Raw genomic sequence first — 22,702 nt, forward strand, 5'->3', positions numbered from 1 at the left:
TTGCGAAATCTGTAAAACACCGTTGCATCTAAGACTAAGGTCGTCTGGTTGGCGTCCAGCGGCAGCATAAAGTTGGAGTCGGGTTATCCCTACTCTGTGCTGCTAGGACAAAAACAATGAACGACAGCATTTACCAATCGATACAGAACAGTCCGCGCTTCAAGGAACTGGTCACCAAGCGCGAGCGCTTCGCCTGGATTCTCTCGGCGATCATGCTCGGCCTCTACTGCGCCTTCATCCTCCTCATCGCCTATGGCCCGCACGTGCTGGGCGCCAAGCTCAGCCCCGACTCGTCGATCACCTGGGGCATTCCCCTGGGCGTCGGGCTGATCGTCTCGGCCTTCGTGCTCACCGCGCTCTACGTGCGTCGCGCCAACGGCGAGTTCGATGAACTGAACAAGGCCATTCTCGAGGAGGCCAAGCAATGATCCGTCACGCCAAAACCCTGGCCGTCCTGGCCTGCGGTGCCTTTGCACCCGCCGTGTGGGCCGCCGATGCCCTGACCGGCGAGGTGCAGAAACAGCCGCTGAACGTCTCGGCGATCGCCATGTTCGTGGCCTTCGTCGCCTTCACCCTGGGCATTACCTACTGGGCCTCCAAACGCAATAAGTCGGCGGCCGACTACTACGCCGCCGGCGGCAAGATCACCGGCTTCCAGAACGGCCTGGCGATCGCCGGTGACTACATGTCGGCGGCCTCGTTCCTGGGTATTTCCGCGCTGGTGTTCACCTCGGGCTACGACGGCCTGATCTACTCCATCGGCTTCCTGGTCGGCTGGCCGATCATCCTGTTCCTGATCGCCGAGCGCCTGCGCAACCTGGGCAAGTACACCTTCGCCGACGTGGCCTCGTATCGCCTCGGGCAGAAGGAAATCCGCACCCTGTCGGCCTCGGGCTCGCTGGTGGTGGTGGCGTTCTACCTGATCGCGCAGATGGTCGGTGCCGGCAAACTCATCGAGCTGCTGTTCGGCCTGGACTACCACGTGGCGGTGATCCTGGTGGGCATCTTGATGTGCCTGTACGTGCTGTTCGGCGGCATGCTCGCCACCACCTGGGTGCAGATCATCAAGGCGGTGCTGCTGCTGTCCGGTGCCAGCTTCATGGCGCTGATGGTGATGAAGCACGTGGGCTTTGACTTCAACACCCTGTTCTCCGAGGCGATCAAGGTGCACGCCAAGGGCGAGGCGATCATGAGCCCGGGCGGCCTGGTCAAGGACCCGATCTCGGCGTTCTCGCTGGGCCTGGCGTTGATGTTCGGTACCGCCGGCCTGCCGCACATCCTGATGCGCTTCTTCACCGTCAGCGACGCCAAGGAAGCGCGCAAGAGCGTGCTCTACGCCACCGGTTTCATCGGCTACTTCTACATCCTGACCTTCATCATCGGCTTCGGCGCGATCCTGCTGGTCAGCACCAACCCCGACTTCAAGGACGCCGCCGGCGCCCTGATCGGCGGCAACAACATGGCGGCGGTGCACCTGGCCGATGCCGTGGGTGGCAGCGTGTTCCTCGGCTTCATCTCGGCGGTGGCCTTCGCCACCATCCTGGCGGTGGTCGCCGGCCTGACCCTGGCCGGTGCCTCGGCGGTGTCCCATGACCTGTATGCCAGCGTCTGGCGCAAGGGCAAGGCCAACGACAAGGACGAGATCCGCGTGTCGAAGATCACCACCATCGCCCTGGGCGTGCTGGCGATTGGTCTGGGCATCCTGTTCGAGAAGCAGAACATCGCCTTCATGGTCGGCCTGGCCTTCTCCATCGCCGCCAGCTGCAACTTCCCGGTGCTGCTGCTCTCGATGTACTGGAAGAAACTGACCACCCGCGGCGCCATGATCGGCGGCTGGATGGGCCTGGTCAGCGCGGTGGGCCTGATGATCCTGGGCCCGACCATCTGGGTGCAGATCCTCGGTCATGAGAAAGCCATCTATCCGTACGAGTACCCGGCGCTGTTCTCGATGATCATCGCCTTCGCCGGCATCTGGTTCTTCTCGGTCACCGACAAGTCCAAGGCCGCCGAGGACGAGCGCGCGCTGTTCTTCCCGCAGTTCGTCCGTTCGCAGACCGGCCTTGGAGCCAGCGGGGCGGTTTCCCACTGATCCAGGCTGCTGTCTGAACGACGCCCCGGCTTGCCGGGGCGTTTTCGTTCAACGGGGAGCCAGCTGCAATGGCAGGCTCATATCCGACCGAGCAGCAACAGGATCAACAACACCACCAGCACCACGCCGATGATGCCGGAAGGACCGTAGCCCCAGCTGCGCGAGTGGGGGAAGACCGGCAAGCCACCGATCAGCAGCAGGATCAGGATGATGATGAGGATCGTGGTCATGGTGGAGTCCTTGCGTGGTTGAGGGTCAAGGGCCTCGGAATGCTGGGCGCTTACTGTTCCGACTGTTGGCGGTGGGCAAAGATTCCATCGGTTGTGCCGGCCCCGGGTGGATGGATCCTCATTCAGCATTCTGATGCTGCACCGCTGTGGCCTGCGTTCTGGCTAGACTCCAGGCCAATCCCACTGTTCAAGGCAGCTGACCATGCACAACCGAATGATGATCACTGGCGCAGGCTCTGGCCTTGGCCGCGAGATCGCCCTGCGCTGGGCCCGTGATGGCTGGCGCCTGGCCTTGGCCGATGTCAATGAAGCGGGCCTGCGCGAGACCCTGGAACTGGTGCGCGGTGCTGGCGGTGAAGGCTTCATCCAGCGCTGCGACGTGCGCGACTACAGCCAGCTCACCGCCCTGGCCCAGGCCTGCGAGGAGAAGTTCGGCGGCATCGATGTGATCGTCAACAATGCCGGGGTGGCCTCGGGCGGGTTCTTCGCCGATTTGTCCCTGGAGGACTGGGACTGGCAGATCGCGGTCAACCTGATGGGCGTAGTCAAGGGCTGCAAGGCCTTCCTGCCGCTGCTCGAGCGCAGCCGCGGGCGGATCATCAACATCGCCTCCATGGCCGCCCTGATGCAGGGGCCGGGCATGAGCAACTACAACGTGGCCAAGGCCGGTGTACTGGCATTGTCCGAGAGCCTGCTGGTGGAGCTGCGCCAGGTCGAAGTGGCGGTGCACGTGGTGTGTCCTTCGTTCTTCCAGACCAACCTGCTCGACTCGTTCCGCGGGCCGGATCCGGCGATGAAGGCACAGGTGGGCAAGCTGCTGGAAGGCTCGCCGATCAATGCCGCCGATATTGCTGAGCATATCCACCAGCGGGTCGCCGCTGGCGAGTTCCTGATCCTGCCCCATGAAGCCGGGCGCCAGGCCTGGCAGCTCAAATGCCAGGCGCCTCAGCGGCTGTACGATGAAATGGCGGACATGGCGGTGAAAATGCGGGCGAAGGCACGCAAAATCGCGCATTGAGGGAAGTTTCTGTAGGTTTTTTTACCCTCGCCAGTAGGTCGCGTCTATTTATCCTGAGAAGGATTGAGTAGGCCAAAGCTGGCGGGGCAGTCTCCGATTTTCCCTTGAGCTGGAGGATCGGAACATGCTGGTAATTGGACGAGAAGTGGGCGAGGTCATCGTCATTTCCGAAAACATCAGAATCCAGGTGATGTCCGTGGAGAACGGCCAGGTCCGTTTCGGTATTTGCGCGCCGCGCGAGGTGGAGGTGCACCGGGTCGAGGTGTACAAGCGCATCAAGGCACTGGAGCTGGAGAAGCAACAAGCTTGAAGGCCTGCTACTCGAACAGCTCCTGCGGAACCTCATGCTTAGCCAGCAACTGGCACTGCTGGCTGTCCATGTCGAACAGGATGAAGGCCTGCCCCTTGGCCAGGGCCTGGCGCACCCGCAGCACGCGGGTTTCCAGCGGCGTGTCATCGCCGTTGTCGGTGCCGTCGCGGGTGACGAAGTCCTCGATCAGACGGGTCAGGGTTTCGGCTTCGAGTTGGTCGTAGGGAATCAGCATGGTCTGGGCGGTGGTTGTGGGAATGGGGGCATGCTACGTGAATTTACTATTCCCTTGTAGGAGCGGCCTTGTGCCGCGAACGGGCCGCAAAGCGGCCCCGGCGATCTTTGATCCAGGGGTCGCTACGCGACCCGTTCGCGACACAAGGCCGCTCCTACAGGGGTAGGCGTATGAGCTTAGCTTTTGTTGCCCACCAGGCTGTCCACCGCCGGCACCCGGGTGTCGCTTTCCATCTGCGCGTCGTGTTCCAGCTGGTGGCTGAAGCGCTCCAGTGAGGCATTGGCCGGCTGCGAGTCGCTGGCGAACACCGGCGGGCTGAGCAGGTAGGCGCCGAGCAGCCGGCTGAGCGCCGCCAGGCTGTCGATATGGGTGCGCTCGTAGCCATGGGTGGCATCGCAGCCGAAGGCCACCAGGGCGGTGCGGATATCGTGCCCGGCGGTCACCGCCGAATGGGCGTCGCTGAAGTAGTAGCGGAACAGGTCGCGGCGTACCGGCAAATCAGCATCGCCGGCCAGCTTCAGCAGGTGGCGCGACAGGTGATAGTCATAAGGCCCGGAGGAATCCTGCATGGCCACGCTCACCGCGTGCTCGCTGGAGGCCTGCCCCGGTGCCACCGGGGCGATGTCGATGCCGACGAATTCGCTGACGTCCCAGGGCAGGGCGGCCGCGGCGCCTGAGCCGGTTTCCTCGGTGATGGTAAACAAGGGGTGGCAGTCGATCAGTGGCTGGCGGCCGCTTTCCACCACGGCCTTGAGCGCCGCCAGCAAGGCCGCCACGCCGGCCTTGTCGTCCAGGTGGCGGGCGCTGATATGGCCGCTTTCGGTGAACTCCGGCAGCGGGTCGAAGGCGACGCAATCACCGATGGCGATCCCCAGCGCCTCGCAATCGGCGCGGGTGGCGCAGTAGGCGTCCAGGCGTACTTCCACATGTTCCCAGCTGATCGGCATCTGGTCGATGGCGGTGTTGAAGGCGTGCCCGCTGGCCATCAGCGGCAGCACGCTGCCGCGGTACACGCCGGTGTCGGTGAACACGCTGACCCGGCTGCCCTCGGCGAAGCGGCTTGACCAGCAACCCACCGGCGCCAGGGCCAGGCGACCGTTGTCCTGCAACTGGCGCACGCTGGCGCCGATGGTGTCCAGGTGCGCCGAGACGGCGCGGTCGGGTGAGCTCTGGCGGCCCTTGAGGGTGGCGCGGATGGTGCCGCGACGGGTCAGCTCGAAGGGGATGCCCAGTTCGTCCAGGCGTTCGGCGACATAGCGCACGATGGTGTCGGTGAAGCCGGTGGGGCTGGGGATGGCGAGCATTTCCAGCAGAACGCGTTTGAGGTAGTCGAGATCGGGTTCGGGGAGTCGTTCGGACATGTCCAGGTCTCCGGTCGGGGTGAAATTTCCAAACTGTGGGCAAGGCTTTTGTAGGAGCGGCCTCGTGCCGCGAAAGGCCCGCAAAGCGGGCCCGGCGATAGATGCAGCGAAGCTGAAATCCTGGGGGCGCTTCGCACCCCTTTCGCGGCACAAGGCCGCTCCTACAAAAATCGAGGGGCTGTCAGGCCAAGGGACGGCTATGCGGGAACAGCAGGTCGACGAAGCGCTCAGCCGTGGGCTGCGGTTCATGATTGGCCAGCCCCGCACGCTCGTTGGCCTCGATGATCACGTAGTCCGGATGTTCGGCATCGCGGACCATCAGATCCAGGCCCACCACCGGGATTTCCAGGGCGCGGGCGGCACGCACGGCGGCATCGGCCAGCACCGGGTGCAGGCGCGCGGTGACATCCTCCAGGGTGCCGCCGGTGTGCAGGTTGGCGGTACGGCGCACGGCCAGCCGCTGGCCGGCGGGCAGGATGTCGTCGTAGCCCAGCCCCGAGTCCTTGAGCGTGCGCTCGGTTTCTTCGTCAAGCGGGATACGGCTCTCGCCGCCCGTGGCCAGCTGGCGGCGCCGGCTCTGGGCCTCGATCAGTGCGCGCAGGCTGTGCCTGCCGTCGCCGATCACCTGGGCCGGATGGCGGATCGCCGCGGCCACCACCTCGTAGCCGATCACCACGATGCGCAGGTCGACGCCTGCATGGAAGCTCTCCAGCAGCACGCGGCTGTCGAAGGCGCGGGCTTGCTCCACGGCATGGCTCAGCGCTTCGAGGGTGGTGATATTGACCGCCACCCCCTGACCCTGCTCGCCATCCACCGGCTTGACCACTACCGCGCCATGCTCGTCGAGGAACGCCTGGTTGTCATCGACGCTCCCCGCCAGTTGCTGCGCCGGTACCTGCAGGCCAGCGTTGTGCAAGGCCTGGCGGGTCAGGCGCTTGTCCTGGCAGAGGGTCATGGTCACGGCGCTGGTCAGGTCGCTCAACGATTCGCGACAGCGGATGCGCCGTCCGCCCAGGCTCAGGGTGAACAGCCCGGCATCGGCGTCATCCACCTGGACCTCGATGCCTCGGCGCAGCGCTTCGTCGACGATGATCCGCGCATAGGGGTTGAGCCCCGCCTCGGGGCCGGGGCCGAGGAACAACGGCTGGTTGATGCCGTTCTTGCGCTTGATGGCGAAGGTCGGCAGGGTGCGGAACCCAAGCTTCTTGTACAGCCGCTTGGCCTGGCGGTTGTCGTGTAGCACCGACAGGTCGAGGCAGGCCAGGCCACGGCTCATGAAGTGCTCGATCAAGTGACGCACCAGCACTTCGCCGACGCCCGGGCGGGTGCAGTGCGGGTCCACCGCCAGGCACCACAGGCTGCAACCGTGCTCGGGGTCGTCGAAGGCCTTGCCGTGGTCCAGGCCCATGACGCTGCCGATCACCGCGTGGCTGTCTTCGTCCTCGGCCAGCCAGTACACCGGCCCGCCGAGGTGGCGTGGGGTGAGCAGCTCGGGATCGACCGGCAGCATGCCACGGGCCTGGTACAGTGCATTGATCGCCTGCCAGTCCGCCGGACCTTGCGCCCGCCGAATGCGAAAACCGCGGAACACACGCTGCGCCGGTCGGTAGTCGGTGAACCACAGGCGCAGGGTGTCCGACGGATCGAGGAACAGTTGTTGCGGCGCCTGGGCCAGTACCTGCTGCGGAGCGGCGACGTACAGGGCGATGTCGCGCTCGCCGGCCTGTTCTTGCAGCAGCGCTTCGGCCAGGCTGAGCGGGTCGGGGTAGGTATGCCCGATCAGTAGCCGCCCCCAGCCGCAATGCACGGCCCGCGGTTGGTCATGGGGTTCGCTGCCGTCGCCGGCCAGGCGTGCCTGCAGACGCTCATAGGACGGCGCCTGGCCGCGCAACAGGCGCTGCCCGTAGGCGATCTCGTGGGCTTTCATCGGTCAGATTCCTTGTTCGCTGAGCCACAGGTTCAGGGCTGCCAGCTGCCACAGCTTGGAGCCGCGCAGCGGGGTGAGCTGGCCGTGGGGATTGCTCAGCAGGCGGTCGAGCATGGCCGGTTCGAACAGCCCGCGATCCTGGCTGGGGTCGGTCAGCAGCTCGCGCACCCAGTCAAGGGTGGCGCCTTGCAGGTGCTTGAGGCCGGGCACCGGGAAGTAGCCTTTCTTGCGGTCGATCACTTCGTGGGGAATGACCCGGCGCGCCGCCTGCTTGAGCACCTGCTTGCCGCCGTCGGGCAGCTTGAAGCGCGCCGGAATGCGTGCCGACAGCTCCACCAGGCGGTAGTCGAGGAACGGCGTGCGCGCCTCCAGGCCCCAGGCCATGGTCATGTTGTCCACACGCTTGACCGGGTCGTCCACCAGCATCACCGTGCTGTCCAGGCGCAAGGCCTTGTCCACCGCGTCCGGCGCGCCGGGGCGGGCGAAGTGCTCGCGGACGAAGTCGCCGGCCGCATCGCTGTCCAGACGCCACGGCGCCTGCACGGTGTCGCGGTATTCGGCGTGGCTGCGGTCGAAGAACGCCTCGCGATAGGCCACGAAGGCATCCTCGGCGCCGTTCACCTGCGGGTACCAGTGGTAGCCGGCGAACAGCTCGTCGGCGCCCTGGCCGCTCTGCACGCCCTTGCAGTGCTTGGCCACCTCCCACGAGAGCAGGTAGAAGGCGATGCAGTCATGGCTGACCATCGGCTCGCTCATGGCGCGGAAGGCCGCCGGCAACTGCTCGATGATCTCGTGCTCGGCAATGCGCAGCTTGTGGTGGCGGGTGTGGTAGTGCTTGGCGATCAGGTCGGAATACTGGAACTCGTCACCGCGCTCGCCGCCAGCGTCCTCGAAGCCGATGGAGAAGGTCGACAGGTCGTCCACCCCGGCCTCGCGCAGCAGGCCGACCAGCAGGCTGGAGTCGACGCCGCCGGAGAGCAGCACGCCGACATCCACTGCGGCGCGCTGGCGGATCGCCACGGCGTCGCGGGTGGCGTCGAGCACGCGGCTGGTCCAGCCTTCCAGGTCGAGCTCGCGCTCGTCCGGGTTCGGGCCGTAGTGCAGTTGCCACCAGGCCTGGCGCTCGACCTCGCCATGGCGGTCGATGCGCATCCAGGTGCCGGGCTCGAGCTTTTGCACATTGGCCAGCAGGGTGCGCGGCGCCGGCACCACGGCGTGGAAATTCAGGTAGTGGTTCAGTGCCACCGGGTCGATCATCGGGTCGATATCACCGCCCTTGAGCAGCGCCGGCAAGGTCGAGGCAAAGCGCAGGCGCTCGCCGTTGCGCGACAGGTACAGGGGCTTGACGCCCAGGCGGTCGCGGGCCAGGAACAGGCGTTGGTTGTCGCGCTCCCAGATGGCCAGGGCGAACATGCCATTGAGCTTGGGCAGCAACGCCGCGCCCCAGGCGTGGTAGCCCTTGAGCAGGACCTCGGTGTCGCCGTCGGACCAGAATCTGTAGCCCAGGGCCTGCAGCTCCTCGCGCAGCTCGGGGAAGTTGTAGATGGCGCCGTTGAAGGCCAGCGCCAGGCCCAGGGTGCTGTCGACCATGGGCTGGGCCGAGCCGTCGGACAGGTCCATGATCTTCAGGCGCCGGTGGCCGAGGGCGATCGGGCCCTGGCTATGGAAGCCCCAGGCGTCGGGGCCGCGGGGCGCCAGGTGGTGGGTGATGCGCTCCACCGCGGCGAGGTCCGCCGGGCGTGGGGCTTGGTCGATGGGGGTGAAACGTAACTCTCCTGCTAATCCGCACATAAGTCCTTACCGGTTTTGCCGTTGGGGAAGGTGCCCGAAAGGGGGGCACTTAGGTAGGGACCGAGGTAGGTTGTGAGAGTTTTAGATCAATCTGTTATATATGAATGTCGGGGACTGGGACCGCTGCGCGGTCCTTTCGCGGCACAAGGCCGCTCCTACAGGGGATCGCGGTCGCCTATGTAGGAGCGGCCTTGTGCCGCGATAGGGGCGCAAAGCGCCCCCGGCGATCTGGCTATTTACCTCGAATCAACCGGCGCAGCGCGAAACGGTTGGGATGGCAGGCCTCGGCCACGGCTCTGGCCACCGGCAACGGCTCACCACTGACCCACGCCGCAATCAGCTCCCCGGACAGCGGTGCAGTAATCAAACCGCGCGAGCCATGCCCGCTGTTCACATACAGCCCCTCCAGCCACGGGCAGGTCACTTCGGGTACTTGCCGCGCATCCTTGGCCAACATGGCGTAGGCCTGGTTGAACGCCTCGGCATCGGCCAGCGGCCCGACGATGGGCAGGTAGTCGGGGCTGGTGCAACGGAACGCCGCGCGACCTTCCAGTTGCTCGACATCGAGCTTGCCGACGGCCAATCGCTCGGCCAGGTCCGTGGATATCTCGTCCAGCATTGCCAGGTTGCCCTGGTGCTCGGCTATGGTCGGTGTGGTGTCCTGGCTATGGAAGTCGAAGCTGGCGCCCAAGGTGTGCTCATCGCCACGTGGCGGCGCCACATAGCCTTCGGCGCAGACCACTGTGCACAGCTCCCGGCTGGCCACGGTGGCCGGCAAACGGGTGATCTGCCCGCGAATGCGCTTGAGCGGCAGCCCGGCGCAGGCCGGGAAGTCACGGACATCGGCAGCCCCGGCCAACACCACCAGCGGCGCGCTGGCCAGCAGGCGCTCGCCGTCCCAGGCCTGCCACAGTCCTTCGGCCTTGCGCAGTTCGATGACGTTGGCATGGCCAAGCAAGCGGATGCGCGGATGCTCCAGTTGGGCCTGGCACAACGCCGGCGGGTGCACCCAGCCACCCTCGGGGTAGAACAGGCCGCCGCTGGCCAGCGCCACGCCTGCCACGGCTTCGGCCTGCACGCGGTCGAGCTGGCGCAGCAGGCTGTTGTCGAAGGCGCTCGCCAGCTTGGCCTGGCGTTCGCCTTCCTTGTCGTCGAAGGCCAGTTGCAGCACGCCGCAGGCATCCCAGTCCTGACCGCGCTGCAGGTGTTCGAGCCAGCGACGGGTGTAGCCGAAGCCGGAAAGGATCATCTGCGACAGGGCGGTGCCGTGGGCGGACAGCTTGAGGTACAGCACGCCCTGTGGGTTGCCCGAGGCCTCCTGGGCCGGCCCGTGGTGGCGCTCCAGCACGCTGACCTGCCAACCCCGGGCCGCCAGGCTGCGCGCCGTGGCGCTGCCCGCCAGGCCGGCACCGATCACCAGCGCCTCGCGTGGCCCCGGCAAGGGCGCCGGGCGGGCGTACCAGGGCGCCGCGGGGGCGGCTGGCGCGCCGCTGTAGACGCCGTGCATCACTTCCCATTTCTTGCCGATCCCGGGCACCTTCTTCATGGTGAAGCCGGCCTCGATCAGCGAGCGGCGCACCCAGCCGGTAGTGGTGAAAGTGCCGAGGGTGGTCCCGGGGGGCGACAGGCGCGCCAGCTGGGCGAACAGTTCCGGTGTCCACATGTCAGGGTTCTTCGCCGGGGCGAAGCCGTCGAGGAACCAGGCGTCGATGCGCGCGTCCAGTTGCGGCAGTTGTTCCAGCGCATCACCGATCATCAGCGTAAGGGTGACGCGGCCGTCATCGAGGCTCAGTTGCTGGAAACCCGGATGGATCGCCACGTACTGATCGAGCAGGGGCCGGGTGAAGGCCGCCAGCGCCGGCCACAGCCGCATGGCGCGCTCCAGGTCGTCGCGGCTCAGGGGGTACTTTTCGACGCTGACGAAGTGCAGGCGCGCCTCGGCGTGGGCCAGTTCGGCGAACAGCTGCCAGGCGCAGAAGAAGTTCATGCCGGTGCCGAAGCCGGTTTCCCCGATCACCAGGCAGTCCTGCGGCGCCAGCTCGGCGAAGCGCTGGCGCAGGTGGTTCTGCTCGATGAACACGTGCAGGGTCTCGTCGATGCCTTCGTTGACGGCGAAATAGACATCGTCGTATTGCCGGGAGTGGGGGCGGCCCTGGTCGTCCCAGTCGATCTGGGCGTGCTGGGGGAGGGTGGTGTCGGACATGGTCGGCTCGGTTGCAGCGGATCACGGATTTTAAGCGATCCGCGCGGCAAGTGTCGGCCTTATCGCAAGGCGCGACAGGATCGATACGGATGGCGCAAATCCGCTAATCTTGCTTATCCATTGAAGGAGCCCTCCATGTTCGAATCCGCCGAAATCGGTCACAGCATCGACAAGGATACCTACGAAGCGGAAGTTCCCGCCCTGCGCGAGGCGCTGCTCGAAGCCCAGTACGAACTCAAGCAGCAGGCGCGCTTCCCGGTGATCGTGCTGATCAACGGCATCGAGGGCGCCGGCAAGGGCGAGACGGTCAAGCTGCTCAACGAGTGGATGGACCCGCGGCTGATCGAGGTGCGCACCTTCGACCAGCAGACCGACGAGGAACTGGCCCGGCCACCGGCCTGGCGCTACTGGCGGGCGCTGCCGCCGAAGGGGCGCATGGGCGTGTTCTTCGGCAACTGGTACAGCCAGATGCTCGAAGGCCGCGTGCATGGCCAGTTCAAGGACGCCGTGCTCGACCAGGCCATCGCCGGCGCCGAGCGCCTGGAGCAGATGCTCTGCGACGAAGGCGCGCTGATCATCAAGTTCTGGTTCCACCTGTCCAAGAAGCAGATGAAGGCGCGGCTCAAGGCGCTCAAGGAAGACCCGCTGCACAACTGGCGCATCAGCCCGCTGGACTGGCAGCAATCGGAAACCTACGACCGCTTCGTGCGTTTCGGCGAGCGGGTGCTGCGCCGTACCAGCCGTGACTACGCACCGTGGCATGTGATCGAGGGCGTCGATCCGCATTACCGCAGCCTGGCGGTGGGGCGCATCCTGCTGGAGAGCCTGCAGGCGGCCCTGGCCAACAACCCCAAGGGCAAGCATCAGGGCAACGTCGCGCCGCTGGGGCGCAGCATCGACCAGAAGAGCCTGCTCGGCGCCCTGGACATGACCCTGCGCCTGGACAAGCACGACTACCAGGAGCAACTGGTCACCGAACAGGCGCGCCTGGCCGGCCTGCTGCGCGACAAGCGCATGCGTCGTCACGCCCTGGTGGCGGTGTTCGAAGGCAACGACGCTGCCGGCAAGGGCGGGGCGATCCGTCGCGTGGCGGCGGCGCTGGACCCGCGTCAGTACCGCATCGTGCCGATTGCCGCGCCCACCGAGGAAGAGCGTGCCCAGCCTTACCTGTGGCGGTTCTGGCGGCACATTCCGGCGCGGGGCAAGTTCACCATCTTCGACCGCTCCTGGTATGGCCGGGTGCTGGTGGAGCGGGTCGAGGGCTTCTGCAGCCCGGCGGACTGGATGCGCGCCTATGGCGAGATCAACGACTTCGAGGAGCAGTTGAGCAACGCCGGGGTGGTGGTGGTCAAGTTCTGGCTGGCCATCGACCAGCAGACCCAGCTGGAGCGTTTCGAGGAGCGCGAGCAGATTCCGTTCAAGCGCTACAAGATCACCGAGGAAGACTGGCGCAACCGCGACAAGTGGGATGTCTATTCCGAAGCGGTGGGCGACATGGTCGACCGCACCAGCACCGAGATTGCGCCGTGGACCCTGGTGGAGGCCAACGACAAGCGCTGGACGCGGGTGAAGGTGTTGCGCACGATCAACCAGGCGTTGGAGGCAGCGTTCGCCAAGAGGTAGGAGCCTTGTGCCGCGAAAGGGCCGCAAGGCGGCCCCAGGATCGGCGTTTACCCATGGATTGCCGGGGCCGCTACGCGCCCCATTCGCGGCACAAGGCCGCTCCTACAGTGACGGTGTCAGCCCGGCTGGGGTAATCAGACATGCATCCAGGGAATGACCTGATGAAATCTTTTCCCGCCACATCCTCCCCGGCAAGCCTTTAGACTGCACCTTCCCCCACCAAGGCCCGACTCGAGGACACCATGCACATTTCTTCCGGACGCTGGGTCCAGGGCCTTCTGCTGGCGCTGTTGACCGCGTTGCTCTGGGGCATCCTGCCGATCAAGCTCAAGCAGGTGCTGCAGGTGATGGATCCGGTGACCGTCACCTGGTACCGCCTGAGCGTTTCCGGCAGCCTGTTGTTCGCCTGGCTCGCGGCCAATCGGCGGCTGCCGTCGTTCAGCCGTCTCGGGATGAAGGGCAAGGGCCTGGTGGCCGTCGCGGTGGCCGGCCTGGTCGGCAACTATGTGCTGTACCTGGTCGGCCTCAACTTGCTCAGCCCCGGCACCGCGCAACTGGTGGTGCAGCTGGGGCCGGTGCTGTTGCTGGTGGCCAGCGTGTTCGTGTTCAAGGAGCGTTTCAGCCTGGGGCAGGGCCTGGGCCTGCTGGTGCTGCTGATGGGCTTCGGGCTGTTCTTCAACCAGCGCCTGGAAGAGCTGCTCACTTCGCTCGGCACCTACACCACCGGCGTGTTGACCATCATCCTGGCAACCAGCATCTGGGTGTTCTATGCCCTGAGCCAGAAGCAACTGTTGACGGTGTGGAACTCGCAGCAGGTGATGATGGTGATCTACCTGTGCTGCGCGCTGCTGCTCACGCCCTGGGTACATCCGCTTGAGGCGTTGCAGCTCAGCCCGTTGCAGGGCTGGTTGCTGCTGGCCTGCTGCCTGAACACGCTGGTGGCCTATGGCGCGTTCGCCGAGGCGCTGGCGCATTGGGAGGCCTCGCGGGTCAGTGCGACCCTGGCGCTGACGCCGCTGGTGACATTCGTCGCGGTGGCGCTGGCGGCCTGGCTGTGGCCGGATTACGTGCATGCCGAGCAGATCAATGGCTTGGGGTATGTCGGGGCGGTGACGGTGGTGCTGGGGTCGGCGTTGGTGGCGTTGGGGCCGTCGCTGATCGCTGGGTGGAGGGCGAAGAGCCAGGCTCAATAGCCCGCGCGGTACCTGTAGGCGCGGCACAAGGCCGCTCCTACAAGAGCGAGGCCTAACCTTTCCCGCCAGGCGCCAGCATGTTCTCCGGCCTTACCCACTGGTCGAACTGCTCGTTGGTCAGGTACTTCAGCTCCAGCGCCGCCTCGCGCAGGGTCTTGCCTTCGCTGTAAGCCTTCTTGGCGATTTCCGCCGCCTTGTCGTAGCCGATGTGCGGGTTCAGCGCCGTCACCAGCATCAGCCCGCGCTCCAGGTGCGCGGCCATCTGCCCGGCATCCGGCTCGATGCCGGCCACGCAGTGCTGCTGGAAGTTGCGACAGCCATCGGCCAGCAGCTCGATCGACTGCAGCAGGTTGTGGATGATCACCGGCTTGAACACGTTCAACTGCAGGTGGCCCTGGCTTGCGGCAAAGCCGATCGCCGTGTCGTTGCCCAGCACCTGGCAGGCCAGCATCGACAGCGCCTCGCACTGGGTCGGGTTGACCTTGCCGGGCATGATCGAGCTGCCTGGCTCGTTGGCCGGCAGGCGTACCTCGGCAAGCCCCGCGCGCGGGCCGGAGCCCAGCAGGCGCAAGTCGTTGGCGATCTTCATCAGGGCCACGGCCAGGGTCTTCAGCGCGCCGGCCAGGCTGGTCAGCGGCTCGTGGCCGGCGAGGGCGGCGAACTTGTTCGGTGCGGTGACGAACGGCAGGCCGGACAGCGCCGCCAGCTCCGCGGCGATGGCTTCGGCGAAACCGTGCGGGGCGTTGAGGCCGGTGCCCACGGCGGTGCCGCCCTGGGCCAGCTCGCAGACCGCCGGCAGCGTCGCGCGGATGGCGCGCTGAGCGTAGTCGAGCTGGGCGACGAAGGCCGAGACCTCCTGGCCGAAGGTGATCGGCGTTGCGTCCATCATGTGCGTGCGCCCGGTCTTGACCAGGTGCGTGTGGCGCGCCGACAGCTCGGCCAGCCCCGCCGACAGCTCGGCGATCGCTGGCAGCAGCTTGTCGTGCACGGCCTGGGCCGCGGCGATGTGCATGGCGGTGGGGAAGCAGTCGTTGGAGCTCTGCGAGCGGTTGACGTGATCGTTCGGGTGCACCGGCAGCTTGCCGCCGCGGCCCTTGCCGGCCAGCTCGTTGGCGCGCCCGGCGATCACCTCGTTGACGTTCATGTTGCTCTGGGTGCCGCTGCCGGTCTGCCACACCACCAGCGGGAACTGGTCGTCGTGGTCGCCGGCGAGCACTTCGTCGGCGGCCTGCTCGATCAGCCGGGCGATGTCGGCGGGCAGGTCGCCGTTGCGGTCGTTGACCCGGGCAGCGGCTTTCTTGACCAGCGCCAGGGCGTGCAGCACCGCCAGCGGCATGCGCTCCTTGCCGATGGCGAAGTTGATCAGCGAACGCTGGGTCTGCGCACCCCAGTAGGCGTCCTCTGGAACTTCGACCGGGCCCAGGCTGTCTGTCTCGATACGGCTCATGCTGCGCTCACTCCTTTGTAGTCCGAAATCGCAGTTTAGGCCCTGATTCGACACAGCGGTTCAGTCGCTCGTCGTGCCACTTGAGCACTTCGCCATCACGGCGCAGAATGCTCTACCCTGAGGTACTCGCCTCCCTTTCTTGAAGGAAATGCAATGACCCGTCTTCGTGTCCTCTGTGCCGCCGTTGCCCTGGCCTGCGCCAGCGGCCAGGTACTCGCCGCCACCGCGAGCCACAATGCCGCCGCCGAGAAATTCCTGACCCTGGCCAATGCCGACAAGCTGGGCACCCCGGTGTACATGCAGGTCCAGCAGATGTTCGCCCAGCGTTTCGAACAGACCAAGGCGCCGGCTGCCAAGAAAACCGTGCTCGACAGCTACCAGGCCAAGGCCAACGCTGCCCTGGACAACGCCATCGGCTGGAAGAAGCTCAAGCCGAAGATGGTCGACCTGTACACCGCGACCTTCACCGAGGCCGAGCTGAACGACCTGGTCAAGTTCTACGAGTCGCCGCTGGGCAAGAAAGTCCTGCGCGAGATGCCCAAGGTCACCCAGCAGTCGGCCCAGCTGACCCAGCAGAGCCTGGAACCGGCGGTGCCGGTGGTCAACAAGCTGCTTGACGACATGACCAAGGAACTCGACCCGAGCGCCGGCAAGGCAGCCGCTCCGGCGAAGAAGTGAGCCTGACGCGATGAACATGCAGCAACGCATCGAACAGCAGCTGGCGCCGCTGGGCACCGACCACCTCGAAGTGCACAACGAAAGCCACATGCACAGCCGTGGCCAGGAAACGCACTACAAGGCGGTGCTGGTCAGCGAGCAGTTCGCCGGGCTGAACAGCGTCAAGCGCCACCAGAAGGTCTACGCCACCATGGGTGATCTGATGGGCGAGATCCACGCCCTGGCGATCCACACCTACACGCCCGAGGAATGGGCGGCGGTCGGCGCGGCGCCTGCCTCGCCGGTGTGCGCCGGCGGCGGGCACTGAATCCTTTCCGTCGTTCTGGTACAATCTCGCAAAATCCGGGGGCTGCTTTGCAGCCCTTTCGCGACACAAGGCCGCTCCTACAGGCATTCGCATTCCCCTGTAGGAGCGGCCTTGTGCCGCGAAAGGGGCGCAAGGCGCCCCCATGCTTTTTCATGTCAAACCCGGTCCGCCCCTTACGAGGGCAACCACCAGGAGTTTCAGATTCATGACCCAACCGATCGTCGTGGCGGCGCTGTACAAGTTCGTCACCCTGGAAGACTACGTCGAACTGCGCGAGCCGCTGCTCAAGGCCATGGCCGACAACGGCGTCAAAGGCACCCTGCTGCTGGCCAACGAAGGCATCAACGGCACCGTCTCGGCCACCCGTGAAGGCATCGACGCGCTGCTGGCCTGGCTGCGCAGCGATCCACGCCTGGTGGATGTCGACCATAAAGAATCGTACTGCGACGAGCAGCCGTTCTACCGCACCAAGGTCAAGCTCAAGAAAGAGATCGTCACCCTCGGCGTGCCGGGCGTGGACCCGAACAAGGCGGTCGGCACCTACGTCGATCCGAAAGACTGGAACGCGCTGATCAGCGACCCGGAAGTGCTGCTGATCGACACCCGCAACGACTACGAAGTGGCCATCGGCACCTTCAAGGGCGCCATCGACCCGAAGACCGAGACCTTCCGCGAGTTCCCCGACTACATCAAGGCCAACTTCGACCCGAGCAAGCACAAGAAGGTCGCCATGTTCTGCACCGGTGGCATCCGCTGCGAGAAGGCCTCCAGCTACATGCTCGGTGAGGGCTTCGAAGCCGTCTATCATCTTAAGGGCGGCATCCTGAAATACTTCGAGGAAGTAGCCCAGGAAGAAAGCCTCTGGGACGGCGACTGCTTCGTCTTCGACAACCGGGTCACCGTGCGTCATGACCTGAGCGAGGGCGAGTACGACCAGTGCCATGCCTGCCGCCACCCGATCGACGTGAAGGACCGGGAGTCGGAGCACTATTCGCCAGGCGTGAGCTGCCCGCATTGCTGGGACAGCCTGAGCGAGAAGACCCGGCGCAGCGCCATCGACCGCCAGAAGCAGATCGAGCTGGCCAAGGCGCGCAACCAGCCACACCCGATCGGCTACAACTACAAAGCCGAGGCCTGATGCATGTCCGCACGCCTGCTCTATGTGATGGACCCGATGTGCTCCTGGTGCTGGGGCTTCGCCCCGGTGGCCGAGGCGCTGATCGCCCAGGCCCGTGAGGCGGGTGTCGTCACCCGCCTGGTGCCCGGTGGCCTGCGCAGCGGCGGCAGCGCCCTGGATGCCTCGACCCGCAAGTACATCCTCGAGCACTGGCAGGCGGTGCATGACGTCACCGGGCAGCCGTTCCGTTTCGACGGCGCGATGCCCGACGGCTTCGTCTACGACACCGAGCCTGCGTGTCGCGCGCTGGTCGCGGCGCGCGAGCTGGACGATGAGCGGGCCTGGACGCTGCTCAAGCTGATCCAGCGCTCGTTCTACGAGCAGGGGCTGGATGTCACCCGTGCCCCGCAACTGGTGGAGCTGGCCGAACAGGCCGGTTTCGACCGCGAGTCGTTCTCGCAGCGCTTCACCAGTGCCGATACCCGCGCCGCCACCAGTGCCGACCTCGGCTGGGTGCAGGACCTGGGCATCGCCGGTTTTCCCACGCTGCTGGCCGAGCGCAATGGCCAGCTGGCGTTGCTGACCAACGGCTACCAGTCGCTGGACAGCCTGCAGCCGCTGCTCGGCCGTTGGCTGCAGCAGGCCGCCTGTGCTTGACCTGCCAGGGTCGCCAGACCCTGTGCCAGGGAAGTCCCCCGCTGTGCCCGATCGCCTGAGCTGGGCGGAAATCCGCCGCCTGGCCCTGCACCACAAGAAGGCTTTGTGGACCGCCAACCTGGTGGCCGTGCTCGCTGCCCTGTGCAGCGTGCCCATCCCCTTGCTGCTGCCGCTGCTGGTGGACGAAGTGCTGCTGGGCCATGGCGACGCCGCGCTGAAGTGGATGAACAACTTCCTGCCCGCGGGCTGGCAGGTGGCCGCGGGCTATATCGGCCTGATGCTCTGCGCGACCTTGGGCCTGCGCCTGGCGGCGCTGGCGTTCAACGTGGTCCAGGCCAAGCTGTTCGCCGGCCTGGCCAAGGACATCGTCTACCGCCTGCGCATCCGCCTGATCGAGCGGCTCAAGCGTATTTCGCTCAAGGAATACGAAAGCCTGGGCAGCGGCACGGTGACCACCCACCTGGTCACTGACCTGGACACCCTCGACAAGTTCGTCGGCGAAACCCTGAGCCGTTTCCTGGTGGCGGTGCTGACGCTGACCGGCACCGCCGCCATCCTGATCTGGATGCACTGGCAGCTGGCGCTGCTGATCCTGCTGTTCAACCCGCTGGTGATCTTCTTTACCGTGCAGTTGGGCAAGCGCGTCAAGCACCTGAAGAAACTCGAGAACGACAGCACCGCGCGCTTCACCCAGGCGCTGACCGAGACCCTCGATGCGATCCAGGAGATCCGTGCCGGCAACCGCCAGGGCTACTTCCTCGGTCGTCTGGGGCTGCGTGCCCGCGAGGTGCGCGACTACGCGGTGGCCTCGCAGTGGAAGAGCGACGCTAGTGGCCGGGCCAGCGGCCTGTTGTTCCAGTTCGGCATCGACATCTTCCGTGCCGCGGCGATGCTCACCGTGCTGTTCTCCGACCTGTCGATCGGCCAGATGCTGGCGGTGTTCAGCTACCTGTGGTTCATGATCGGCCCGGTGGAGCAGTTGCTGAACTTGCAATACGCCTACTACGCCGCGGGCGGCGCGTTGAGCCGCTTGAACGAGTTGCTGGCACGGGCCGACGAGCCGCAGTACCCGGCGGCCAGTGATCCGTTCGCTGGGCGTGACACGGTCGGCATCGAGGTGCGCGACCTGCGCTTCGCCTACGCCGACGAGCCAGTGCTCGATCAGCTGAACCTGGCCATCGCCCCGGGCGAGAAGGTGGCCATCGTCGGCGCCAGCGGCGGTGGCAAGAGCACCCTGGTGCAGTTGCTGCTGGGGCTGTACAGCGCCCAGGCCGGGACCATCCGCTTCGGCGGAGCCAGCCTGCAGGAGATCGGCCTGGAGACCCTGCGCGAGAATGTCGCGGTGGTGCTGCAGCACCCGTCGCTGTTCAACGACAGCGTGCGCGCCAACCTGACCATGGGTCGCGATTGCAGCGACGATGCCTGCTGGCAGGCGCTGCGCATCGCCCAGCTGGACGCCACCATCGCCGCGCTGCCCCAGGGCCTGGACAGCATTGTCGGGCGCTCCGGCGTGCGCCTGTCCGGCGGCCAGCGCCAGCGCCTGGCGATCGCCCGCATGGTGCTGGCCGAGCCAAAGGTGGTCATCCTCGACGAGGCCACCTCGGCGCTGGACGCCGCCACCGAGTACAACCTGCACCAGGCCCTGGCGCGGTTCCTCAGTGGCCGCACCACGCTGATCATCGCCCACCGCCTGTCGGCAGTGAAGCAGGCTGACCGCGTGCTGGTGTTCGACGGCGGCCATGTGGCCGAGGATGGCGGCCACCAGCAACTGATCGCCGAGGGCGGCCTGTACGCCAAGCTCTACGGTCACCTGCAGCAGACCTGAGCCACATACGTCCGTGTAGGAGCGGCCTTGAGCCGCGAAAGGGCCGCAGAGCGGCCCCCGGCGATCTTGTGGGGCTGCTGCGCAGCCCTTTCGCGGCACAAGGTCGCTCCTACAGGGCTTCACCACCTATTCCCTGTCATCAAAAACCACGCCACAGGCATGGCAAATGGCCTACGCTGTGCTTGTCTAGGTCGATTCGTGCCTTATCTGCCGCCATGACAGGGACTACATGAAGGGAAATCGGACTCTCGAAGCGCCAAGGCTGCTGGGTATCATCTGGCCCTTCGTCGCCGTTGTGGTTTTCCAGGTACTGCTGGGCAGTCTGAGCCTTTATGCATTGTCCGCCGTGCGCGCCTATGTGGCGGGCGAGAGCCTGTGGTCCAAGGCGCAGAAGGACGCCATCTATTACCTCAATCTCTACGCCGACGACCGCGATCCGCTGACCTATGCCCGCTACCGTCGGGCGATCCTGGTGCCCCAGGGCGATCACAACCTGCGCCTGGCCCTGGACCGACCTGAACCGGACCTGGAAGCAGCGCGCCAGGGGGTGCTGCAGGGTGGCAACCATCCCGAGGACGTCGCCCGGATCATCTGGTTCTACCGCAATTTCCGTCATATCAGCTATATGGAAACCGCCATCGATTACTGGGACATCGGAGACGATTACCTGCGCCAGCTCGACGTGCTGGCCCAGCAGATGCGCGAAGGATTCGCCAGCGGCGTGATCGACCCGCACCAGGTGGCCAACTGGAAGGCGCGCATCGTCGCCATCAATGACGGTGTGACCCCGGCCGCCAAGGCGTTCAGCGATGCCCTGGGTGAAGGCTCGCGGATGCTGCTCAAGGTGCTGATGCTCACCAACCTGGCCACCGCGCTGTTCCTGATCGCCATGGCCTGGCGGCGTTCGAGCAAGCTGCTGGCCCAGCGCCAGGCGTTCGCCAGCGCGTTGCAGGAGGAGAAGGAGCGGGCGCAGATCACCCTGGAATCGATCGGCGACGCGGTGATCACCGCCGATGTCGACGGTTGCATCAGCTACATGAACCCGGCCGCCGAGCAGTTGACCCACTGGCAGGCGGTGCAGGCCCAGGGGCTGCCGCTGGCGGCACTGTTCAGCCTGCTCGACGAGAACGCCGAGGGCGATAGCCTGACGCTGGTCGAGCAGGTGCTCAGCGGCAGCCTCAAGGGCGGCGCCGAGCATGCCCGGCTGATCCAGCGCCTGGACGGCAGCACGGTGTCGGTCAACCTGGTGGGCTCGCCCATCCTCACCGAAGGGCAGGTCAGTGGCATCGTCGTGGTGCTGCACGACATGACCCAGGAGCGCCAGTACATCGCCAACCTGTCCTGGCAGGCCACCCATGACGCCCTGACCGGGCTGGCCAACCGTCGGGAGTTCGAGTATCGCCTGGAGCAGGCGCTCAACGGCCTGGCCCGCCAGGCCGGGCGCCATTCGCTGATGTTCCTCGACCTCGACCAGTTCAAGCTGGTCAACGATACCTGCGGCCATGCCGCCGGCGACGAGTTGCTGCGGCATATCTGCGCGGTGCTGCAGTCGGGCCTGCGCGAGGGCGACACCCTGGCGCGCCTGGGTGGCGACGAGTTCGGCGTGCTTCTGGAGAACTGCCCGCCGGAGCAGGCCGAGCGGATTGCCGAGCAGTTGCGCCAGGCCGTGCAGAGCCTGCATTTCGTGTGGAAGGGGCGCCCCTTCGTGACCACGGTCAGCCTCGGCCTGGTACACATCGCCCAGGTGCCCAGCACCCTGGAGGCATCGTTGCGCGCGGCGGACATGGCCTGCTACATGGCCAAGGAGAAGGGCCGCAACCGGGTCCAGGTGTATCACGCCGACGACAGCGAGCTGTCCATGCGCTTTGGCGAAATGGCCTGGATCCAGCGACTGCACGTGGCGCTGGAGGAAAACCGCTTCTGCCTCTACGCCCAGGAGATCGCGCCCCTGCACCCCCACGAGGGTCCTGGGCATATCGAGATCCTCCTGCGCCTGCACGACGAGAGCGGGCGCACCATCCTGCCCGACAGTTTCATCCCCGCGGCGGAGCGCTATGGCCTGATGACCGCGCTCGACCGCTGGGTAGTGCGCAGCGTGTTCCAGGTGATCCGCCAGTGCCTGGATGAAGGTCGCGAGGGCCCCCTGGCGATGTGTGCCATCAATTTATCGGGCTCGAGCATCGGCGATGACAAGTTCCTCGAGTACCTGCAGCGGTTGTTCGGCGAGTTCGACATCCCGCCACGGCTGATCTGTTTTGAAATTACCGAAACCAGCGCGATCGCCAATCTGGGCAGCGCGATCCGTTTCATCAATGAATTGAAAGGATTGGGCTGCAGATTCTCCCTCGACGACTTCTGCGCCGGAATGTCGTCATTCGCCTATTTGAAGCATTTGCCTGTAGACTTCCTGAAGATCGACGGAAGTTTCGTCAAGGACATGCTCGATGACCCGATCAACCGGGCGATGGTCGAAGTGATCAATCACATCGGTCACGTCATGGGCAAGCGGACCATTGCCGAGTTCGTCGAGACGCCGCTGATCGAGCAGGCTTTGCAGGAGATCGGCGTGGACTACGCCCAGGGATACCTCATCGAACGCCCGCAGGTCTTCACCTGCGACAGCCTGCAGCGCCAACGGATTGCCGCGAGGCCCCTTCTGCACCGGGCGCCGGGGACCTTTCGCTGAACAAC

19 protein-coding genes are annotated in these 22,702 nt (G+C 65.8%); 12 read left to right on the forward strand and 7 right to left on the reverse strand.

What is annotated here, in order from left to right; all coding sequences use genetic code 11:
- Positions 1-116: 116 nt before the first annotated feature.
- Positions 117-428: a DUF485 domain-containing protein gene (locus V0R62_RS13555; protein WP_028690856.1), complete on the forward strand. Its 312-nt coding sequence runs from the start codon at positions 117-119 to the stop codon at positions 426-428.
- Positions 425-2,089, forward strand: a complete 1,665-nt coding sequence (locus V0R62_RS13560; protein ID WP_280081727.1) for a cation acetate symporter — start codon at positions 425-427, stop codon at positions 2,087-2,089. Before V0R62_RS13555 ends, V0R62_RS13560 begins: the two co-directional genes overlap by 4 nt.
- A 77-nt stretch (positions 2,090-2,166) precedes the next feature.
- Here the strand turns inward: V0R62_RS13560 and V0R62_RS13565 are convergent, their stop codons facing one another.
- Positions 2,167-2,319: a DUF3309 family protein gene (locus tag V0R62_RS13565; protein ID WP_046854586.1), complete on the reverse strand. Its 153-nt coding sequence runs from the start codon at positions 2,317-2,319 to the stop codon at positions 2,167-2,169.
- A 202-nt stretch (positions 2,320-2,521) separates the two neighbouring features.
- On the opposite strand from V0R62_RS13565, the gene V0R62_RS13570 reads away from it, so the two are divergent.
- A complete protein-coding gene (locus tag V0R62_RS13570; protein ID WP_330104083.1) occupies positions 2,522-3,337 on the forward strand; it encodes an SDR family oxidoreductase in 816 nt (271 codons plus the stop codon).
- A 124-nt stretch (positions 3,338-3,461) separates the two neighbouring features.
- Entirely contained in the window at positions 3,462-3,647 is a 186-nt protein-coding gene (locus tag V0R62_RS13575) for a carbon storage regulator (RefSeq protein WP_330104084.1), read from the forward strand.
- 7 nt (positions 3,648-3,654) lie between these two features.
- On the opposite strand, the gene V0R62_RS13580 is transcribed toward V0R62_RS13575, so the two are convergent.
- The 5 genes from V0R62_RS13580 to mnmC form a co-directional block, all read right to left on the reverse strand.
- The gene (locus tag V0R62_RS13580; protein WP_050704590.1) at positions 3,655-3,882 is read right to left on the reverse strand and encodes a YheU family protein; all 228 of its coding nucleotides are present in this window, start codon (positions 3,880-3,882) and stop codon (positions 3,655-3,657) included.
- Positions 3,883-4,058: 176 nt separating this feature from the next.
- Positions 4,059-5,243, reverse strand: coding sequence for an osmoprotectant NAGGN system M42 family peptidase (locus V0R62_RS13585; RefSeq protein WP_330104085.1), 1,185 nt, complete (start codon positions 5,241-5,243; stop codon positions 4,059-4,061).
- Positions 5,244-5,424: 181 nt separating this feature from the next.
- Positions 5,425-7,170: an N-acetylglutaminylglutamine synthetase gene (gene ngg / locus V0R62_RS13590; RefSeq protein WP_330104086.1), complete on the reverse strand. Its 1,746-nt coding sequence runs from the start codon at positions 7,168-7,170 to the stop codon at positions 5,425-5,427.
- 3 nt (positions 7,171-7,173) lie between these two features.
- Positions 7,174-8,961, reverse strand: coding sequence for an N-acetylglutaminylglutamine amidotransferase (locus tag V0R62_RS13595; RefSeq protein WP_330104087.1), 1,788 nt, complete (start codon positions 8,959-8,961; stop codon positions 7,174-7,176).
- Between the two features lie 232 nt (positions 8,962-9,193).
- Positions 9,194-11,164, reverse strand: coding sequence for a bifunctional tRNA (5-methylaminomethyl-2-thiouridine)(34)-methyltransferase MnmD/FAD-dependent 5-carboxymethylaminomethyl-2-thiouridine(34) oxidoreductase MnmC (gene mnmC, locus V0R62_RS13600; protein WP_330104088.1), 1,971 nt, complete (start codon positions 11,162-11,164; stop codon positions 9,194-9,196).
- A 135-nt stretch (positions 11,165-11,299) separates the two neighbouring features.
- Between mnmC and pap the strand changes: the two genes are divergently transcribed.
- Both pap and V0R62_RS13610 read left to right on the forward strand, forming a co-directional pair.
- Positions 11,300-12,787 (forward strand): polyphosphate:AMP phosphotransferase, encoded by a 1,488-nt coding sequence (gene pap, locus V0R62_RS13605; RefSeq protein ID WP_330104089.1) that lies wholly within the window; start codon positions 11,300-11,302, stop codon positions 12,785-12,787.
- A 242-nt stretch (positions 12,788-13,029) separates the two neighbouring features.
- Complete coding sequence (locus tag V0R62_RS13610; protein WP_330104090.1) at positions 13,030-13,980, forward strand: DMT family transporter; 951 nt, start codon at positions 13,030-13,032, stop codon at positions 13,978-13,980.
- Between the two features lie 52 nt (positions 13,981-14,032).
- Here V0R62_RS13610 and V0R62_RS13615 read toward each other — a convergent pair whose 3' ends face one another.
- Entirely contained in the window at positions 14,033-15,427 is a 1,395-nt protein-coding gene (locus V0R62_RS13615; RefSeq protein ID WP_330104091.1) for a class II fumarate hydratase, read from the reverse strand.
- Between the two features lie 153 nt (positions 15,428-15,580).
- Between V0R62_RS13615 and V0R62_RS13620 the strand changes: the two genes are divergently transcribed.
- From V0R62_RS13620 to V0R62_RS13645, 6 genes are all read left to right on the forward strand, one after another.
- The gene (locus V0R62_RS13620; protein WP_028690839.1) at positions 15,581-16,105 is read left to right on the forward strand and encodes a DUF2059 domain-containing protein; all 525 of its coding nucleotides are present in this window, start codon (positions 15,581-15,583) and stop codon (positions 16,103-16,105) included.
- Between the two features lie 10 nt (positions 16,106-16,115).
- Positions 16,116-16,412, forward strand: coding sequence for a BolA family protein (locus tag V0R62_RS13625; RefSeq protein WP_330104092.1), 297 nt, complete (start codon positions 16,116-16,118; stop codon positions 16,410-16,412).
- 205 nt (positions 16,413-16,617) lie between these two features.
- The gene (gene trhO, locus V0R62_RS13630; RefSeq protein ID WP_186712788.1) at positions 16,618-17,550 is read left to right on the forward strand and encodes an oxygen-dependent tRNA uridine(34) hydroxylase TrhO; all 933 of its coding nucleotides are present in this window, start codon (positions 16,618-16,620) and stop codon (positions 17,548-17,550) included.
- A gap of 3 nt (positions 17,551-17,553) precedes the next feature.
- A complete protein-coding gene (locus tag V0R62_RS13635) occupies positions 17,554-18,186 on the forward strand; it encodes a DsbA family protein (protein WP_330104093.1) in 633 nt (210 codons plus the stop codon).
- Positions 18,179-20,011, forward strand: coding sequence for an ABC transporter ATP-binding protein (locus V0R62_RS13640; RefSeq protein ID WP_198744964.1), 1,833 nt, complete (start codon positions 18,179-18,181; stop codon positions 20,009-20,011). The genes V0R62_RS13635 and V0R62_RS13640 overlap by 8 nt, the downstream gene beginning before the upstream one ends.
- 229 nt (positions 20,012-20,240) lie before the next feature.
- Complete coding sequence (locus tag V0R62_RS13645) at positions 20,241-22,697, forward strand: EAL domain-containing protein (protein ID WP_330104094.1); 2,457 nt, start codon at positions 20,241-20,243, stop codon at positions 22,695-22,697.
- Positions 22,698-22,702 lie beyond the last annotated feature (5 nt).

This window comes from Pseudomonas carassii, from assembly GCF_036324045.1.
Lineage (GTDB): Bacteria > Pseudomonadota > Gammaproteobacteria > Pseudomonadales > Pseudomonadaceae > Aquipseudomonas > Aquipseudomonas peradeniyensis.

Coding starts and splice junctions, on each gene's coding strand:
- V0R62_RS13555 (WP_028690856.1), top strand. CDS start 117: ATGAACGACAGCATTTACCAATCGATACAGAACAGTCCGCGCTTCAAG.
- V0R62_RS13560 (WP_280081727.1), top strand. CDS start 425: ATGATCCGTCACGCCAAAACCCTGGCCGTCCTGGCCTGCGGTGCCTTT.
- V0R62_RS13565 (WP_046854586.1), bottom strand. CDS start 2,319: ATGACCACGATCCTCATCATCATCCTGATCCTGCTGCTGATCGGTGGC.
- V0R62_RS13570 (WP_330104083.1), top strand. CDS start 2,522: ATGCACAACCGAATGATGATCACTGGCGCAGGCTCTGGCCTTGGCCGC.
- V0R62_RS13575 (WP_330104084.1), top strand. CDS start 3,462: ATGCTGGTAATTGGACGAGAAGTGGGCGAGGTCATCGTCATTTCCGAA.
- V0R62_RS13580 (WP_050704590.1), bottom strand. CDS start 3,882: ATGCTGATTCCCTACGACCAACTCGAAGCCGAAACCCTGACCCGTCTG.
- V0R62_RS13585 (WP_330104085.1), bottom strand. CDS start 5,243: ATGTCCGAACGACTCCCCGAACCCGATCTCGACTACCTCAAACGCGTT.
- ngg (WP_330104086.1), bottom strand. CDS start 7,170: ATGAAAGCCCACGAGATCGCCTACGGGCAGCGCCTGTTGCGCGGCCAG.
- V0R62_RS13595 (WP_330104087.1), bottom strand. CDS start 8,961: ATGTGCGGATTAGCAGGAGAGTTACGTTTCACCCCCATCGACCAAGCC.
- mnmC (WP_330104088.1), bottom strand. CDS start 11,164: ATGTCCGACACCACCCTCCCCCAGCACGCCCAGATCGACTGGGACGAC.
- pap (WP_330104089.1), top strand. CDS start 11,300: ATGTTCGAATCCGCCGAAATCGGTCACAGCATCGACAAGGATACCTAC.
- V0R62_RS13610 (WP_330104090.1), top strand. CDS start 13,030: ATGCACATTTCTTCCGGACGCTGGGTCCAGGGCCTTCTGCTGGCGCTG.
- V0R62_RS13615 (WP_330104091.1), bottom strand. CDS start 15,427: ATGAGCCGTATCGAGACAGACAGCCTGGGCCCGGTCGAAGTTCCAGAG.
- V0R62_RS13620 (WP_028690839.1), top strand. CDS start 15,581: ATGACCCGTCTTCGTGTCCTCTGTGCCGCCGTTGCCCTGGCCTGCGCC.
- V0R62_RS13625 (WP_330104092.1), top strand. CDS start 16,116: ATGAACATGCAGCAACGCATCGAACAGCAGCTGGCGCCGCTGGGCACC.
- trhO (WP_186712788.1), top strand. CDS start 16,618: ATGACCCAACCGATCGTCGTGGCGGCGCTGTACAAGTTCGTCACCCTG.
- V0R62_RS13635 (WP_330104093.1), top strand. CDS start 17,554: ATGTCCGCACGCCTGCTCTATGTGATGGACCCGATGTGCTCCTGGTGC.
- V0R62_RS13645 (WP_330104094.1), top strand. CDS start 20,241: ATGAAGGGAAATCGGACTCTCGAAGCGCCAAGGCTGCTGGGTATCATC.